Here is a 14692-nt window from a genome sequence, read left to right as displayed (position 1 = left end):
AGAGAATCCCCGGCCACCGCGGCCCGGCAACGGGCTCGTCACCCACCGGCAACAGCCCCTAGAGGAACCGATGAAAGCAGTGTCAGCAGAGGACCCGCGCACCGCATCGCGCTACGCCATGATCCGTCAGGTCTTGCGCGACGCCATCCTCCAGGGCACCGCCCTGCAGGGCCTGGTGCTGCTGGAAGCGCCCCTGGCGGAACTGTTCGGCACCAGCCGAGTGCCGGTGCGCAAGGCCCTCGATCTGTTGCACGGCGAAGGGCTGATCAGCCGTTTTGACGGCCGCGGCTACCTGATCAACCCCCAGGGCCTGGAGATCGAACCGCTGCGCCTGCCCCTGAGCCATGCCCACCTGGGGCTGGCCAGCGACGAAGAACTGGTGGACACCCGGCCCCTGGGGGAACGGATCTACGAAGAACTGGGCAGTGCCCTCTCCACCTGCATCGCCTTCGGTCACTTTCGCCTCGACGAACAGGCCGCAGCCGAGCACTACGGCGTCAGCCGCGCGGTGGTCCGCGAAGCACTGATGCGCCTGCGCGATCGCGGCCTGGTGGAAAAGGAACCCTACTCCCAATGGCTGGCCGGACCGCTGACCGCCCGGGAAGTCACCGAAGACTACGAACTGCGCGCCTGCCTGGAACCCGAAGCCCTGCGCCAGAGCGCGCCGGGCCTGGGCCGCGAACGCCTGGAACAGATGCTGGAACGGGTGACCCAGGCGCAACAGGCCGAGCACTGTGGGCTGGAGGCCCTGGAACGCCTGGAAGAAGACCTGCACCAGCAATGCCTGGGCGGCTTGCAGAACCGCAAGATGGCGGCGCTGATCCGTCAGGCCCAGAGCCCGATGATCATCAACCGGATCTTCTACCGCCTGCTGGGCATCGGCGCCGACCCGGCGATGCTCGCCGAGCACCGACTGATCCTCGAACTGCTGCTGCACGGTGCCTACGACGCTGCGGCCCTGAACCTCAGAGAACACCTGCAACGCGCCCGCCAGCGCATGTTGCAACGCCTCAAAGTGCTGTCGGTGCTCCCGGAACCGGAACTACCCGGCTTCCTCAGCAAAATCAGCTGAGCCCCGTAGCCGCTGCCGAGCCCGCGAGGCTGCGCAAAGGTCCGCAGGACCTTGCCTGGCGATCGCCTGCCAAACCTCCGGCGGCCCTCAGAACCCCGCGTCCCTGCGGGCCTTTCGCAGCCTGCGGCAGCGGCTACAGTGCGTTGCGCTTTACCAGGCTGAGGTCGGGGACGGTGCTGCGGCGCTGGCTCAGGTAGCGGGTGCAACTGACCCGCAGGAAGGAGGCGAAATTCACCACTTCGCCACGGTAATCCATGACCTCTTCATACAGCTTGGCGATCAGCTGGTTGGTGGTCATGCCGTCCACTTCGGCGATCTCGCTGAGAATGTCCCAGAACTGGTTTTCCAGGCGCAAGGTCGTGACCACGCCACAGATGCGCAACGAGCGAGAACGGGATTCGTAGAGAATCGGGTCGGCTTTGACGTACAGCTCGCACATGGCGTGGCCCTCGCTTACAGGGTGATTTTGGTGCCCAGCAGGCCCAGGAAACCGGCCAGCCAACTGGGATGCGCCGGCCAGGCCGGGGCGGTGGCCAGATTGCCTTGAACATGGCCTTGGGTCACGGGGATATCGATATAGGTGCCCCCCGCCAGCCGAACTTCCGGGGCGCAGGCCGGGTAGGCGCTGCATTCGCGGCCTTCGAGGATGCCGGCCGCCGCCAGCAGTTGCGCGCCGTGGCACACCGCGGCAATCGGCTTGCCAGCCTGGTCGAATTCCCTGACCAGTTGCAGGACCTTTTCGTTCAGGCGCAGGTATTCCGGGGCACGGCCACCGGGGATCAGCAGGGCGTCGTAATCGCTGGACTTCACTTGGGCGAAATCGAAGTTCAGGGCAAACAGATGGCCCGGCTTTTCGCTGTAGGTCTGGTCGCCCTCGAAGTCGTGGATCGCCGTGCGCACGGTCTGCCCGGCGCTCTTGTCGGGACACACCGCATGCACGTTGTGACCGACCATCAGCAGGGCCTGGAACGGCACCATCACTTCGTAGTCTTCGACGTAATCGCCAACCAGCATGAGAATCTTTTTCGCGGCCATGGAGTGGACTCCTTTCAGTGAAAGACGGGGGCGCAAGGAGTATTCAAGGTAGCCCCAATCCACCGGCCCGGGTAATAACCCGGTACTACAGCGACAACTGTACGGACAACTCTGCACCCAGCTGTAGCACCAGGATCGCGCGGCTTTATGGCTAGATGCAGGCACCTGTGTCCCTGTACGAATTCTGGTAGCCATCATGTCCTCGCGCGAAAACACCGGCATGGCCCTCGGCCTGCTGGGTGTCATCATTTTCAGCCTGACCCTGCCCTTCACCCGGATAGTGGTGGAGCAGATGCACCCCTTGCTCAACGGCCTGGGCCGCGCGCTGTTCGCGGCGATCCCGGCGGCCTTGCTGCTGCTCTGGCGCCGGGAAAGATGGCCGACCTGGAAGCAGGTCAAGGGCCTGAGCGTGGTGATTCTCGGGGTGATCCTCGGCTTTCCAGTGCTTTCGGCCTGGGCCATGCAGACCCTGCCCGCGTCCCACGGCGCGCTGGTCAATGGCCTGCAACCGTTGTGCGTGGCGCTGTATGCGGCGTGGCTGTCCCACGAACGGCCGTCGAAGGCCTTCTGGGCTTGCGCCGCCCTGGGCAGTGCGCTGGTGCTGGGTTATGCGCTGCTCAGTGGCGCGGGCAGCATCCAGGCCGGTGATGTGCTGATGCTCGGGGCGATTGCCGTGGGCGGCCTGGGTTATGCCGAAGGGGGCCGGCTGGCGCGGGAGATGGGTGGCTGGCAGGTGATCTGCTGGGCTCTGGTGCTGTCCACGCCGCTGCTGATCGGGCCGGTGTGGTACCTGGCGGCGCAGCACCAGGGGGCGATTTCCATGAGGACCTGGTGGGCCTTCGGCTACGTTGCGCTGTTCTCGCAGTTCCTGGGTTTTTTCGCCTGGTATGCCGGGCTGGCCATGGGCGGAATTGCTCGAGTGAGCCAGATCCAGCTACTGCAGATCTTCTTCACCATCGCCTTTTCCGCCCTGTTCTTCGGTGAGCAGGTGCAGCCCATTACCTGGGTGTTCGCGGTGGGCGTGATCCTTACCGTGGTCCTGGGGCGCAAGACCGCGGTGCGCCCGGCCACACCGCTGCCCACGCCGCCGGCCAGCCCTCAGCCGAGGTAACCGTCGGCCTTGAGCAGGGTTTCCAGGCAATGTTCGCTGATCTGGTAGAAGGCCTTGAGCTCTTCGATCCTGGCCAGCAGCTGGCTGGGATCCTGCGGTTCGGCGCGCTTGACCGCCAGAATCATCTTGTTCTTGTTGGTGTGCTCCAGGGAGATGAATTCAAAGACCTTGGTTTCATAACCGCAGGCTTCGAGGAACAGCGCCCGCAGGCTGTCGGTGACCATTTCCGCTTGCTGCCCCAGGTGCAGGCCGTATTGCAGCATCGGCTTGAGCAGCAGCGGGCTCTGGATCTGCTGGCGGATCTGCTTGTGGCAGCACGGCGAGCACATGATGATCGCCGCGCCGGAGCGGATACCGGTGTGGATCGCGTAGTCGGTGGCGATGTCGCAGGCGTGCAGGGCGATCATCACTTCCAGCTGGCTGGGGGCCACGCTGCGCACGTCACCGCACTTGAACACCAGGCCCGGGTGCTCCAGGCGCTGCGCGGCGGCGTTGCACAGGGTCACCATGTCCTCACGCAACTCGACGCCGGTGACTTCGCCCTCGGCCTTGAGGGTATTGCGCAGGTAGTCGTGGATGGCGAAGGTCAGGTAGCCCTTGCCGGAGCCGAAGTCCGCCACCCGCACCGGCTGGTCGAGCGTGATCGGCGAGCTGCCCAGGGCGTGGCTGAAGACCTCGATGAACTTGTTGATCTGCTTCCACTTGCGTGACATCGCCGGAATCAGCTCATGCTGCTTGTTGGTCACCCCCAGGTCGGCGAGAAACGGCCGGCTGAGGTCGAGGAAGCGGTTCTTCTCCCGGTTGTGCTCGGCGGACGGCGCATCGCGCTGGGTTTGCGGCTTGCCCTTGAACAGCGAACTCTTGCCCTTCTTGCTGTATTCGAGCTGTACCTCGTCGGTGAGGGTCAGCAGGTGGGCGTTCTTGAACGCAGCCGGCAGCAGCTCGGCGATGGCGGCGATGCCTTCGTCCAGGGAGAAGTTCTTGGTGATGTCCCGGGTCTTGTAGCGATAGACGAAGGACAGGCACGGCTGCTCCTTGACCGTCAGTTGCTTGATGATCAGGCGTTGCAGGTCCGCCTCCGGCCCCACGTGCTTGGCCAGTACCAGCTTGATAAAGGCGTTCTGCGTGAGGCTGGTGTCGAGCAGTTGCAGGAACTGGGCGTGATGATCCGGCGCGGGGCGGGCGGAAGATGCGGTAACAGACATGGGGGCAGGAGCCTCGGGCGATGCGCGGTGTCGATCAGGGAATGGCGGGTATTTTAGGGAGCAAGCCCCGCCGGGGCACGAAGTTATTCACCCGACGGTAAAAAATCCTCGCCCGAGGGCGGTGCAAGGCTCAAGGAGCTGTTCGCCGGCGAGCCGGCTCCTACAAGAACAACACCGGTATCGCACCGCTGTAGGAGCTGGCTTGCCAGCGAAGGCGTCCCCAAGGGCGGTGCAAGGCTCACGGGCCTCTTCGCCGGCAAGCCGGCTCCTACACAGGTAGCACGCCATAGTCCCCAGCTGGGTGGGTCAGTTGAGCACCACCAGGCGGTTGGGCAATTCGTTACGTACCTGGGTCAGGGGCACATGGTTCTTGAGCAACTCGCCGCTGGCTTCAATGCAATCAAGGAAGCCCTGCAGGGTCTGGCCTTGCCGGACCTGCTGGGTAAAGGCCTGGACAATCGCGTTCCAGTTCTTGTTGTCCAGGCGCCTGGAGATGCCCTCGTCCACCAGGATCTCCACATAGCGCTCGGCTTCGCTGACAAAGATCAGCACCCCGGTGCCGCCCACGGTGTGGTGCAGGTTCTGTTCGAGGAACTGGCGCCGGGCCAGGTTGGAAGCGCGCCAGTGACGCACCGATCGCGGAATCAGCCGGGTGGTGACCCGCGGCAGGCGGAACACCAGGCACAAGACGATAAAGGTCGCCCACTGCGCCAGCAGCAACAGGTGCATGTTCAGCCAGCCGGTGGCGTAGTGCACCAGCCCCGGCACCACCAGCGCCAGCAGGCTGGCCCAGAGCAGCGGGATATAGGCGTAGTCGTCGGCCCGGGCCGCCAGTACCGTCACCAGTTCGGCGTCGGTCTGCTGTTCCACCCGGGCGATGGCTTCGGCCACCTGCCGTTGTTCGAATTCACTGAGTAATGCCATGTCGTTGGATTTCCGCTTTTTATTGTCAGTTACCAGCCGCCGGAGGAACCGCCGCCGCCAAAGCTGCCGCCGCCCCCACTGAAGCCGCCCCCGCCGCCGGAGCCGCCACCAAAACCGCCGAAGCCACCGCCTCCGTCACCGCCGCGCCCGCTGGTGGTGGTGATGAACCCGAGCGCCTGCGCCACCATCACCACCAGGATGAACAGCAGCACCATGAAGATGAACAGCCACGGGTGACGCTGGACAAAATCGTCCTGGTCGCTGCTCTGGCCGCCGCTGTCATAGGCCGTGGCCGGCTCGTCCAGCGGCGTGCCGCCGAGCACCAGGAGCATGGCCGAAACCCCGTCGCTGATGCCCTTGCTGAACTGCCCGGTCTTGAACGCCGGGGTGATCACCTGGTTGATGATCACCGAGGCCTGGGCGTCGGTCAGGCGATCCTCCAGGCCGTAGCCCACTTCGATGCGCAGCTTGCGCTCGTCCCGGGCGACGATCAGCAGCGCGCCGTTGTTCTTGTCCTTCTGGCCGATGCCCCAGTGGCGCCCCAACTGGTAGCCGAATTCCTCGATGCTGACGCCTTGCAGGTTCGGCAGGGTCACCACCACCAACTGTTCGCCGGTGGCCTGTTCGTGGGCTTGCAGTTGCCGAGTCAGCAGGGCGCTGATGGTCGGCTCGATCATCTGCGCGTCGTCCACCACCCGCCCGCTCAGGGCCGGAAACCTCAGCTCGGCCTGGGCCGAGACCGCAAAGACCCAGAGCAACAGCACCAGGCCAATTTTATAGAGTCGCATCAGCACCTCATCCTTAATGTTTGTCCGCGTGTGCTACCAACTGCCGGACGCCCCGCCACCGCCAAAACTGCCGCCGCCCCCACTGAAACTGTCCGAGCTTGAACTGGAGCTGGAGCTGCTGGAGTCGAACCAGTCGAACGCACTGCTGCTCGAACCGGTGTCGCGCTCGGCCCTGGTTTCGCGCCTGGCCGAATCGCCGCTGGCAACAACCGGCGAGTCATCGCCGCTGCGCCATTGGGTCAGGAACCCGAACAACGGTACACCGACGAACACCAGGTAGAACAACCTCTCGAACCACCACATCCACTCGATGTCCTGGTACCAGCTTTTCTCCACCGAGCGGTACACCAGCATCGGCCGGTCGGTGGACGACAATACGCTCACGATGGACGTGGCCCCGGCAATGATCCCCGAGGAATACAGGTCGTCCTTGAAGTACGGAATGATCGAACCATCGATGATGAAGTGGGCCACCATGTCGTTGAGCCGCCCCTCCAGGCCGTAACCGACCTCGATCCGCACCTTGCGATCGTCCTTGGCCACCAGCAGCAGGACGCCGTTGTTCTTGTCCTTCCGGCCGATCCCCCAGTGCCGGCCCAACTGCAGGCCGAACTCCTCGATGCTATGGCCACCCAGGCTCGGCACCGTGGCCACCACGACCTGGTCGGTGGTGGTCTGCTCGAGCCGCTCCAGCATCTGCGCCAGGTAGACCTGCGCTGATGGCGTGAGCAACTGCGCGGTGTCCACCACCCGCCCGGTCAGCTTGGGAAACAGGCGTTCAATCGGTGCCGCTGTCGCAGTGGTCGGTGCGGGCTCGACCTGGACAGCGGGTTGCGACGAACGCAACGGCACCCCATCCGTGGGTGTGGGCCCGGGTGTTTGCGCCAGTACGGCGCCACCCACCAGCCAAAGCCACAGCAGCGCGCCTTGCAGCACGCGCCGCCCATGGCTCATCAGAATTTGACTTGCGGCGCTTTGTCGGCGTCGGGGCTGGTGGCCTCGAAGGATTCACGCACCGGCATGTCGCTGTACATCAGGCTGTGCCACAGGCGGCCGGGGAAGGTACGAATCTCGGTGTTGTACTTCTGCACCGCCAGGATGAAGTCGCGACGGGCCACGGCGATGCGGTTCTCGGTGCCTTCAAGCTGGGATTGCAGGGCCAGGAAGTTCTGGTTGGCCTTGAGGTCCGGGTAGCGCTCGGAGACCACCATCAGGCGGCTCAGGGCACCGCTCAACTGGTCCTGGGCCTGCTGGAACTGCTTGAGTTTTTCCGGGTTGTCCAGGGTGCTGGCGTCCACCTGGATCGAGGTGGCCTTGGCCCGCGCCTCGATCACCGCAGTGAGGGTCTGCTCTTCGTGCTTGGCGTAGCCCTTGACGGTTTCCACCAGGTTGGGGATCAGGTCGGCGCGGCGCTGGTACTGGTTCTGCACCTGGCCCCAGTCGGCCTTGACCTGCTCGTCCAGGGTCGGAATGTTGTTGATGCCGCAGCCGCTGAGCAGGCTGGTAAGCAGCAACAAGGCAGCGATGGGCCAGCTCGAACGCAGGCTTTGAGTGATGTTCATGGGTGAGGCTCCTTGCACAACCTGATTGAAATGAAGCTTTTGCCCGCTTTCACACATCCTGTGGGCAAAATCTGCCTGCGCCACTGGAATGCATCGGGCTGATGGGCTAAAAGATGCCCAGCGCGAAAAAGAGTTCAGAAATAAGGCGGTGTGAAAACGTCGCGAGTGAAGGCAAGACAAGGCAAAAACAGGCGAGGAAGCGGAGTGTAGGAGGCTACATGAGCATTCCGAGCCTGTTTTTAACGCCGTATTGCCGAACGCAGCAGTTTTCACACCGCCTGAAGTGTGCGGGAATTATCTGAACAACAATAGTCGCTCCCTAAATTTTGGCTGTTCGACGCGTCACTCATGCGTCGGTCTTGAGCCCTTGAGAACAATATTCATGAAGAAGCTGTGTTTGCTGGGCCTGCTGGTCAGCCTGGCCAGTCACCCTGTATTGGCCGAAACTGCCCCGGTCCCCCTGGAAAACAAAGAAGCCTTTATCAGCGACCTGCTCAAGCGCATGACCCTGGAAGAGAAGATCGGCCAGCTGCGGCTGATCAGCATCGGCCCGGAAATGCCCCGCGAGCTGATCCGCAAGGAAATTGCCGCGGGCAATATCGGCGGCACCTTCAACTCCATCACCCGCCCGGAAAACCGGCCGATGCAGGACGCGGCCATGCGCAGCCGGCTGAAGATCCCGATGTTCTTCGCCTACGACGTGATCCACGGCCACCGGACCATCTTCCCCATCAGCCTGGCCCTGGCCTCCAGCTGGGACATGGATGCCATCGGCCGCTCCGGGCGCATTGCCGCCAAGGAAGCCAGCGCCGACAGCCTGGACATCACTTTTGCGCCGATGGTCGATATCTCCCGCGATCCGCGCTGGGGCCGTACCTCCGAAGGCTTTGGCGAAGACACCTACCTGGTCTCGCGCATCGCCAAGGTCATGGTCAAGGCCTACCAGGGCCAGAGCCCGGCCCTGCCGGACAGCATCATGGCCAGCGTCAAGCACTTCGCCCTGTATGGCGCGGTGGAAGGTGGTCGCGACTACAACATCGTCGACATGAGCCCGGTGAAGATGTACCAGGACTACCTGCCGCCCTACCGCGCGGCGATCGACTCCGGTGCCGGCGGGGTGATGGTGGCCCTGAACTCGATCAACGGCGTGCCCGCCACCTCCAACACCTGGCTGATGAACGACCTGCTGCGCAAGGAATGGGGCTTCAAGGGCCTGGCGGTGAGCGACCACGGGGCGATCATCGAACTGATCCGCCATGGCGTCGCCAAGGACGGACGTGAAGCGGCCAAACTGGCGATCAAGGCCGGCATCGACATGAGCATGAACGATTCGCTGTACGGCAAGGAGCTGCCGGGGCTGCTCAAGTCCGGCGAGATCGAACAGAAGGACATCGACAACGCCGTGCGTGAAGTGCTGGCCGCCAAGTACGACATGGGCCTGTTCAAGGACCCGTACGTGCGCATCGGCAAGGCCGAGGACGACCCCGCCGACACCAACGCCGAAAGCCGCCTGCACCGCAGCGACGCCCGGGATATCGCGCGACGCAGCCTGGTGCTGCTGAAGAACCAGAACGACACCCTGCCACTGCAGAAAACCGCCAAGATCGCCCTGGTGGGCCCGCTGGCCAAGGCGCCGATCGACATGATGGGCAGTTGGGCCGCCGCCGGGGTGCCGGCGCAATCGGTGACCCTGTACGACGGCATGCGCAATGTACTGGGAGACAAGGCCCAACTGGTGTACGCCCGGGGTTCCAACATCACCGCCGACAAGAAGGTGGTGGACTACCTGAACTTCCTCAACTTCGATGCCCCGGAAGTGGTGGACGACCCGCGCACGGCGCAGCAGATGATCGACGAAGCGGTCAAGGCCGCCCGGCAATCGGATGTGATCGTGGCCGCGGTGGGTGAATCCCGGGGCATGTCCCACGAATCCTCGAGCCGCACCGACCTGCACATTCCTGCCAGCCAGCGCGACCTGATCAAGGCCCTCAAGGCCACCGGCAAGCCACTGGTGCTGGTGCTGATGAATGGCCGGCCGCTGTCGCTGCTGGAAGAAAACCAGCAGGCCGATGCGATCCTGGAAACCTGGTTCAGCGGCACCGAAGGTGGCAACGCCATCGCCGACGTGCTGTTCGGCGACTACAACCCGTCGGGCAAGCTGCCGATCACCTTCCCCCGCTCCGTGGGGCAGATCCCCACCTACTACAACCACCTGACCATCGGCCGGCCGTTCACCCCGGGCAAGCCGGGCAACTACACCTCGCAGTACTTCGACGACACCACCGGCCCGCTGTTCCCGTTCGGCTATGGCCTGAGCTACACCAGCTTCAGCCTGTCGGACATGGCCCTGTCCTCCACCACCCTGAACAAGAGCGGCAAGCTCGACGCCAGCGTGACGGTGAAGAACACCGGCAAGCGTGACGGCGAAACCGTGGTGCAGCTGTACATCCAGGACGTGGCCGGCTCGATGATCCGCCCGATCAAGGAATTGAAGAACTTCCAGAAAGTCATGCTCAAGGCCGGTGAAGAGAAAGCCATTCACTTCACCATCACCGAGGACGACCTGAAGTTCTACAACGCGCAGCTCAAGTACGCCGCAGAGCCGGGCGACTTCAATGTGCAGATCGGCCTGGATTCCCAGGACGTCAAGCAACAGAGCTTCGAACTGCTCTGAGCCTGCCAGCGGCCGGCGCATGACCTGCGCCGGCCGACTCCTTCTGTAACCCCCACAATCGCTGCAATATCTGTCGCCGCTGCCGAGCCTGCGAGGCTGCGCAAAGGTCCGCAGGACCGTGCTTGTCGATCTCCCGCCAAACCTCCATCGGACTCACGACCGCCGCGACCGCTTCGCGCTCGTTCGCAGCCTGCGGCAGCGGCTACAGCCAGCCGTGTCAGCCACGTGAGTCAGCCGCGCCGATCCAGCAGGTTGACCACCAGACGGTCGACCCAACCCCAGATCCGCTGCTTGATCCGCCGCCACAGCGGTCGCTTGCGCCACACCGCCAGGCTGACTTCCTCGCTCTGGGCAAAGTCGGCGTCAAAACTCGCCACCACTGCCTGGGTCAACGCAGGGTCCAGGGCTTCCAGATTGGCTTCCAGGTTGAAGCGCAGGTTCCAGTGGTCGAAGTTGCACGAGCCCACGCTCACCCAGTCGTCCACCAGTGCCATCTTCAGGTGCAGGAAACGCGGCTGGTACTCGAAAATCCGCACCCCGGCCTTGAGCAGGCGCGGATAGTAGCGGTGCCCGGCATAGCGCACCGCCGGGTGGTCGGTGCGCGGCCCGGTCAGCAGCAGGCGTACGTCGAGGCCTCGGGCCGCCGCCTTGCGCAACGAACGGCGCACCGACCAGGTGGGCAGAAAATACGGGGTCGCCAGCCAGATGCGCCGCTGCCCGCTGCTCAAGGCCCGGATCAGCGAATGCAGGATGTCGCGGTGCTGGCGGGCGTCGGCGTAGGCCACCCGGCCCATGCCCTCGCCGGTATCGGGCAGGCGCGGCAGGCGTGGCAGGCCGAAATCGGCACCGGGCTTCCAGGCCCCGCGATACAGGTTGGCGCTCCATTGCCGGTCGAACAGCTGCTGCCAGTCGCTGACCATGGGGCCAGCAATCTCCACCATCACCTCATGCCAGTCGCAGCTGTTGTCCTCGGGCTTCCAGAACTCATCGGTGACCCCGGTGCCGCCCACCACCGCCAGGGCCTGGTCCACCAGCAGCAGCTTGCGATGATCGCGGTACAGGTTGAGAAAGCCCTGGCGCCATTTCAGCCTGTTGTAGAAGCGCAGCTCGACACCGGCCTCGGTCAGGCTGCGGCGCAGGGCCTGGGTAAAGGCCAGGCTGCCGTAGTCGTCGAACAGGCAGCGCACCCGCACCCCGCGCTGCGCTGCCTGCACCAGGGCCTGGACCATGGCCTCGGCGCAGGTCCCGGCTTCCACCAGGTACAGCTCCAGTTCCACCTGGTGCTGGGCGCGGGCAATGGCCACCAGCATCCGCGGGAAGAACTGCGGGCCGTCGATCAGCAACTCGAAGCGGTTGCCTTCGCGCCAGGGGAACACCGCTGCGCGCATGTCAGCGCGCCGTGAAGATCAGCACCGCACCCACCGGCACCGAGAAACTGATGGCCGACAACCCGGCCATCTTGCGCAGGCTGTCGAGGCCGGGGGCCAGGTTGAAGTCCTCGGCGTTGAGCACCAGAGGTTCCAGGGTCACCACCTGGAAGCGCCGGTCATCCAGGCGGGTGGCCAGCAATTCGGCGTTGTAGGTGTGTTCCTCGCCGTGCAGGGCGACGGTGACCGGCAGCAGCAATTCGATCTGTGCGCCGGGGGCCAGGTCGTTGATCGGTCGCAGGTTGATCTGTGCACTGATCCGCGCCTCGGGAAACTGGGCGATCTGGAACAGTTCCTGGCGCATGCGCTCATCGCGCAAGGGAATCCCGCTGCTCACCGACTCCAGTTCGATCTGCAACTGCGCCTGGCCCTTGCCATCGACCTTGCCATGCAGCACCAGAAAGCGCTGGACCTCGGAAACACTGGCGTTCTTGGTGGTGACGAAGGACACGCGGGAAGATTCGTTGTCCAGGTACCAGTTGGCCTGGGCCGGCAGGGCCAGTACCCCGAGCAGGCTGAAAAGAAGGCGGATCGGCGTACGCATGCAAGCTCCCATGTACAGAAGGCGCCACCTTAACCGCCCGCCAGAAGGCTGGCAAACGTCACGGCAGGCGGCGCAGTAGAGCTAGAAGCGGTAGGTATAGTTCAGGTAGAAGCGTTCGGCGCTATGGCTGATGATGCCTGCCGGTCCTCTGGAGAGGCTCTGGCGCTGGATGCCGTCGGGCTCCCCGTGGGTACGAAAGCGCCCGTGCAGCCAGGCGACATCGAGCCCATCGAACCAGCCGTCGAAGGCATAGCGCAGCACGCTCTGAAATTCCCGGCGGGAAAAACCTGCGTAGCCTTTGGCGTGATTGGAGGCAGCGTAGTGCATATCCAACTTCAGCCGCGGCAAGCCGAAGTCGGCGAAATCCATGCCTCCCAGCAGCTTGAACATCTCCTCGTCCTGCAGGCCAAAGTAGTAGAACAGCTTGCCGCTGCTGTTCCAGGTGCCGTTGTCCTGGGCGAAGAAGGTGCGGTCATAGTCGTCACCCCAGACCTTGTTCCAGGTCAGCCCGGAGTAGTAGCGGCTGAACCGGTACTTGAACTGCAGATCCAGATGCCGAGCATCGTGAGAGCGCTCCGCCTCATACAGCCCGCGCACGCCGGAATACTCGAAGCGCTTGCCGGCATCCTGTTGGCGCCCCCAGATGGCATACACATCGATGCCGCGCTCGGGGGCCAGTTCGAAACTGTGGGTCAGTTTCACCGAGGACGCGCGCAGGTAGTCCCGGGCCACGCCGTGTTCAAGCTGCAGGTTGCTGCCACCAGGCAACACATGACCCAGGGCATAGAGCCGCAGGTCATCGATCCTCTGCCCTCGATAGGTGCGCAGGTCCTGGCTCCAGCCCGAGTCGTTGCGCGGGCTGAAACCGTCGATGCGGCTGAAGTTCAGGCTCAGCGCGCCACGCTCGTAGCTCAGGTCCTGGCCCAGGGTGGCCGCCGGCAGGATGCGCGAATAGCGATCGTCGCGGTAAAGCTGGTATTGCCGGCTTTTTTTCCCCACTCCGGCGCTGAAGGTTCCGGCTTCATCCACCCAGCGCCCACGCAGGTACAGTTCGAGGGGCTTGGCGATGCCATGGGGCTGCTGCACGCTGCGGTCGGCTCGCAGGTTGCTGATGTTGTTGGCGTCTCGCCCTACGTGCAAGGCATCGGCCAGGCCATAGCTGTAGTCGAGCCCCAGCACCTCGCGGTACCAGCCGGAACTGAAGCTGAACTGGGTGGCCTGTACCCATTCATCCCGGGTCGGACCGAACCCTCCCCCGTCGTTTTCCTTCCAGTAGGACTGGCTGTAACGCAAGGACCTGCGGCTGTCCTCGAAAAAGCCCTCGGCCAAGGCCCCACCGGCCACCAGACAACACAACAGCCCGCTCAGATAACGTTGCTCAGCCCGCATGAGATCACCTGTTCTTATTATTGGAATTGGCGTCATGGCCGCCGAAGGCGGACCAGGCTTCATTCTCGGAGCAGCGGGGCAAAGGGCAATGGGCACTGGTTCCGCAGAATGGAACCCGGTGTCTGAGGAGAGCGTTGTCCGCGCAGCACGATCAGGGCAGCCGGAAGGCCCGAGCGGGAGGTTTCAGGCGATGTCTTTCTGCACCTGCTCGACGGTTTCCGCCAGTAGCCACAGGTGGCGGTTGCGCACCTGTTCGACACAGGCCAGGTCCCGCGGCCAGTGCAGGGCGATACTGCCGATCACCCGGCCTTCGGTCTGCAGCGGCAAGGCCACGGCGCGGATCAGGAACGGCAGGCGCACCGGGTATTCCCAGTGCCCTTCGGTGCGCTGGCCGAACCCCAGGTGCTGGGATTCCAGGCACTGTTGCCGGGCTTCGGCCGGCACCTGCTCCTGCTCGGCCAGACGCTCGACTTCTGCACTGGCCAGGGCCCCCAGGCAGGCCTTGCCCATGGCCGAATGAAACAGGCTGGCATGCTGGCCGACAATCCGGCTGTTGCTCGGGTAGCGCTTGCGCAATACCTCGGGCACCGCACTTTCCAGGACCTCCAGGCTCTCGCCGTCGAAGCTCGACAGGTCGGTGACCAATCCGGTACGTGCACTCAATTCCAGCAACCAGGGCGCCGCCTGCTCCACCATCTGGCGCTTGAAGCGCTGCCGGCTGTCACCGAACAGGCTCCGGGCGCTCAGGCGGTAGCGCCGGTCACTCAGGCCTCGATAGATCCAGCCCTGTTCCTGCAGGGTCAGCAGCATGCGCGATACCGTGGCCTTGGCCAGGCCCGTCAGGTAGTGCAGCTCCTCCAGGCCCAGGGCCTGGTGCTGGCCGATCAGCTCGACAATGGCCAGGGCCCGCTCCACTGAGCGCACGCTGCCGGTTTCTACCTTGCTGGCCATAGTCCGAGCT

At 64.1% G+C, this 14692-nt stretch carries 14 protein-coding genes; 3 read left to right on the top strand and 11 right to left on the bottom strand.

The features are described 5' to 3' along the window. Nucleotides 1-70 precede the first annotated feature (70 nt). Entirely contained in the window at nucleotides 71-1072 is a 1002-nt protein-coding gene (locus A9971_RS09310; protein WP_011059702.1) for a GntR family transcriptional regulator, read from the top strand. A gap of 133 nt (nucleotides 1073-1205) precedes the next feature. Here the strand turns inward: A9971_RS09310 and A9971_RS09305 are convergent, their stop codons facing one another. Together A9971_RS09305 and A9971_RS09300 are read right to left on the bottom strand one after the other, a co-directional pair. Further along, the gene (locus A9971_RS09305) at nucleotides 1206-1511 is read right to left on the bottom strand and encodes a ribbon-helix-helix domain-containing protein (RefSeq protein WP_011059701.1); all 306 of its coding nucleotides are present in this window, start codon (nucleotides 1509-1511) and stop codon (nucleotides 1206-1208) included. A 14-nt stretch (nucleotides 1512-1525) separates the two neighbouring features. Then, on the bottom strand, nucleotides 1526-2107 hold the full coding sequence (locus A9971_RS09300; protein ID WP_011059700.1) for a DJ-1/PfpI family protein: 582 nt from the start codon (nucleotides 2105-2107) through the stop codon (nucleotides 1526-1528). A gap of 196 nt (nucleotides 2108-2303) precedes the next feature. Between A9971_RS09300 and A9971_RS09295 the strand changes: the two genes are divergently transcribed. Then, nucleotides 2304-3218 (top strand): DMT family transporter, encoded by a 915-nt coding sequence (locus tag A9971_RS09295; RefSeq protein ID WP_072443213.1) that lies wholly within the window; start codon nucleotides 2304-2306, stop codon nucleotides 3216-3218. Here A9971_RS09295 and A9971_RS09290 read toward each other — a convergent pair. From A9971_RS09290 to A9971_RS09270, 5 genes are all read right to left on the bottom strand, one after another. After that, nucleotides 3206-4423 carry an SAM-dependent methyltransferase gene (locus tag A9971_RS09290; protein WP_183000517.1) on the bottom strand — a complete coding sequence of 406 codons (1218 nt, stop codon included), beginning with the start codon at nucleotides 4421-4423 and terminating at the stop codon, nucleotides 3206-3208. The two genes, A9971_RS09295 and A9971_RS09290, sit on opposite strands and share 13 nt — an antisense overlap. A gap of 306 nt (nucleotides 4424-4729) precedes the next feature. After that, a complete protein-coding gene (locus tag A9971_RS09285; protein WP_183000516.1) occupies nucleotides 4730-5347 on the bottom strand; it encodes a TPM domain-containing protein in 618 nt (205 codons plus the stop codon). A 29-nt stretch (nucleotides 5348-5376) separates the two neighbouring features. Further along, entirely contained in the window at nucleotides 5377-6135 is a 759-nt protein-coding gene (locus tag A9971_RS09280) for a YgcG family protein (protein ID WP_183001970.1), read from the bottom strand. A 33-nt stretch (nucleotides 6136-6168) separates the two neighbouring features. After that, nucleotides 6169-7089 (bottom strand): YgcG family protein, encoded by a 921-nt coding sequence (locus tag A9971_RS33030; protein ID WP_123397661.1) that lies wholly within the window; start codon nucleotides 7087-7089, stop codon nucleotides 6169-6171. Beyond that, complete coding sequence (locus tag A9971_RS09270; protein WP_011059694.1) at nucleotides 7089-7697, bottom strand: LemA family protein; 609 nt, start codon at nucleotides 7695-7697, stop codon at nucleotides 7089-7091. The genes A9971_RS33030 and A9971_RS09270 overlap by 1 nt, the downstream gene beginning before the upstream one ends. Before the next feature lie 382 nt (nucleotides 7698-8079). Here A9971_RS09270 and bglX point away from each other — a divergent pair, with 382 nt between their 5' ends. Next, on the top strand, nucleotides 8080-10371 hold the full coding sequence (bglX, locus tag A9971_RS09265) for a beta-glucosidase BglX (RefSeq protein WP_183001421.1): 2292 nt from the start codon (nucleotides 8080-8082) through the stop codon (nucleotides 10369-10371). Between the two features lie 230 nt (nucleotides 10372-10601). On the opposite strand, the gene A9971_RS09260 is transcribed toward bglX, so the two are convergent. From A9971_RS09260 to A9971_RS09245, 4 genes are all read right to left on the bottom strand, one after another. Beyond that, entirely contained in the window at nucleotides 10602-11759 is a 1158-nt protein-coding gene (locus tag A9971_RS09260; protein WP_015634449.1) for a phosphatidylserine/phosphatidylglycerophosphate/cardiolipin synthase family protein, read from the bottom strand. 1 nt (nucleotide 11760) lies between these two features. Continuing rightward, complete coding sequence (locus A9971_RS09255; RefSeq protein WP_011059691.1) at nucleotides 11761-12342, bottom strand: YceI family protein; 582 nt, start codon at nucleotides 12340-12342, stop codon at nucleotides 11761-11763. A gap of 81 nt (nucleotides 12343-12423) precedes the next feature. Next, nucleotides 12424-13731, bottom strand: a complete 1308-nt coding sequence (locus A9971_RS09250) for an OprD family outer membrane porin (RefSeq protein ID WP_183001420.1) — start codon at nucleotides 13729-13731, stop codon at nucleotides 12424-12426. 183 nt (nucleotides 13732-13914) lie between these two features. Beyond that, nucleotides 13915-14682, bottom strand: coding sequence for an IclR family transcriptional regulator (locus A9971_RS09245; RefSeq protein ID WP_053149449.1), 768 nt, complete (start codon nucleotides 14680-14682; stop codon nucleotides 13915-13917). Nucleotides 14683-14692: the final 10 nt, after the last annotated feature.

The organism is Pseudomonas sp. UME65, assembly GCF_014170225.1.
GTDB classification, from domain to species: domain Bacteria; phylum Pseudomonadota; class Gammaproteobacteria; order Pseudomonadales; family Pseudomonadaceae; genus Aquipseudomonas; species Aquipseudomonas protegens.
This window is presented reverse-complemented; position numbering and strand designations above follow the sequence as displayed.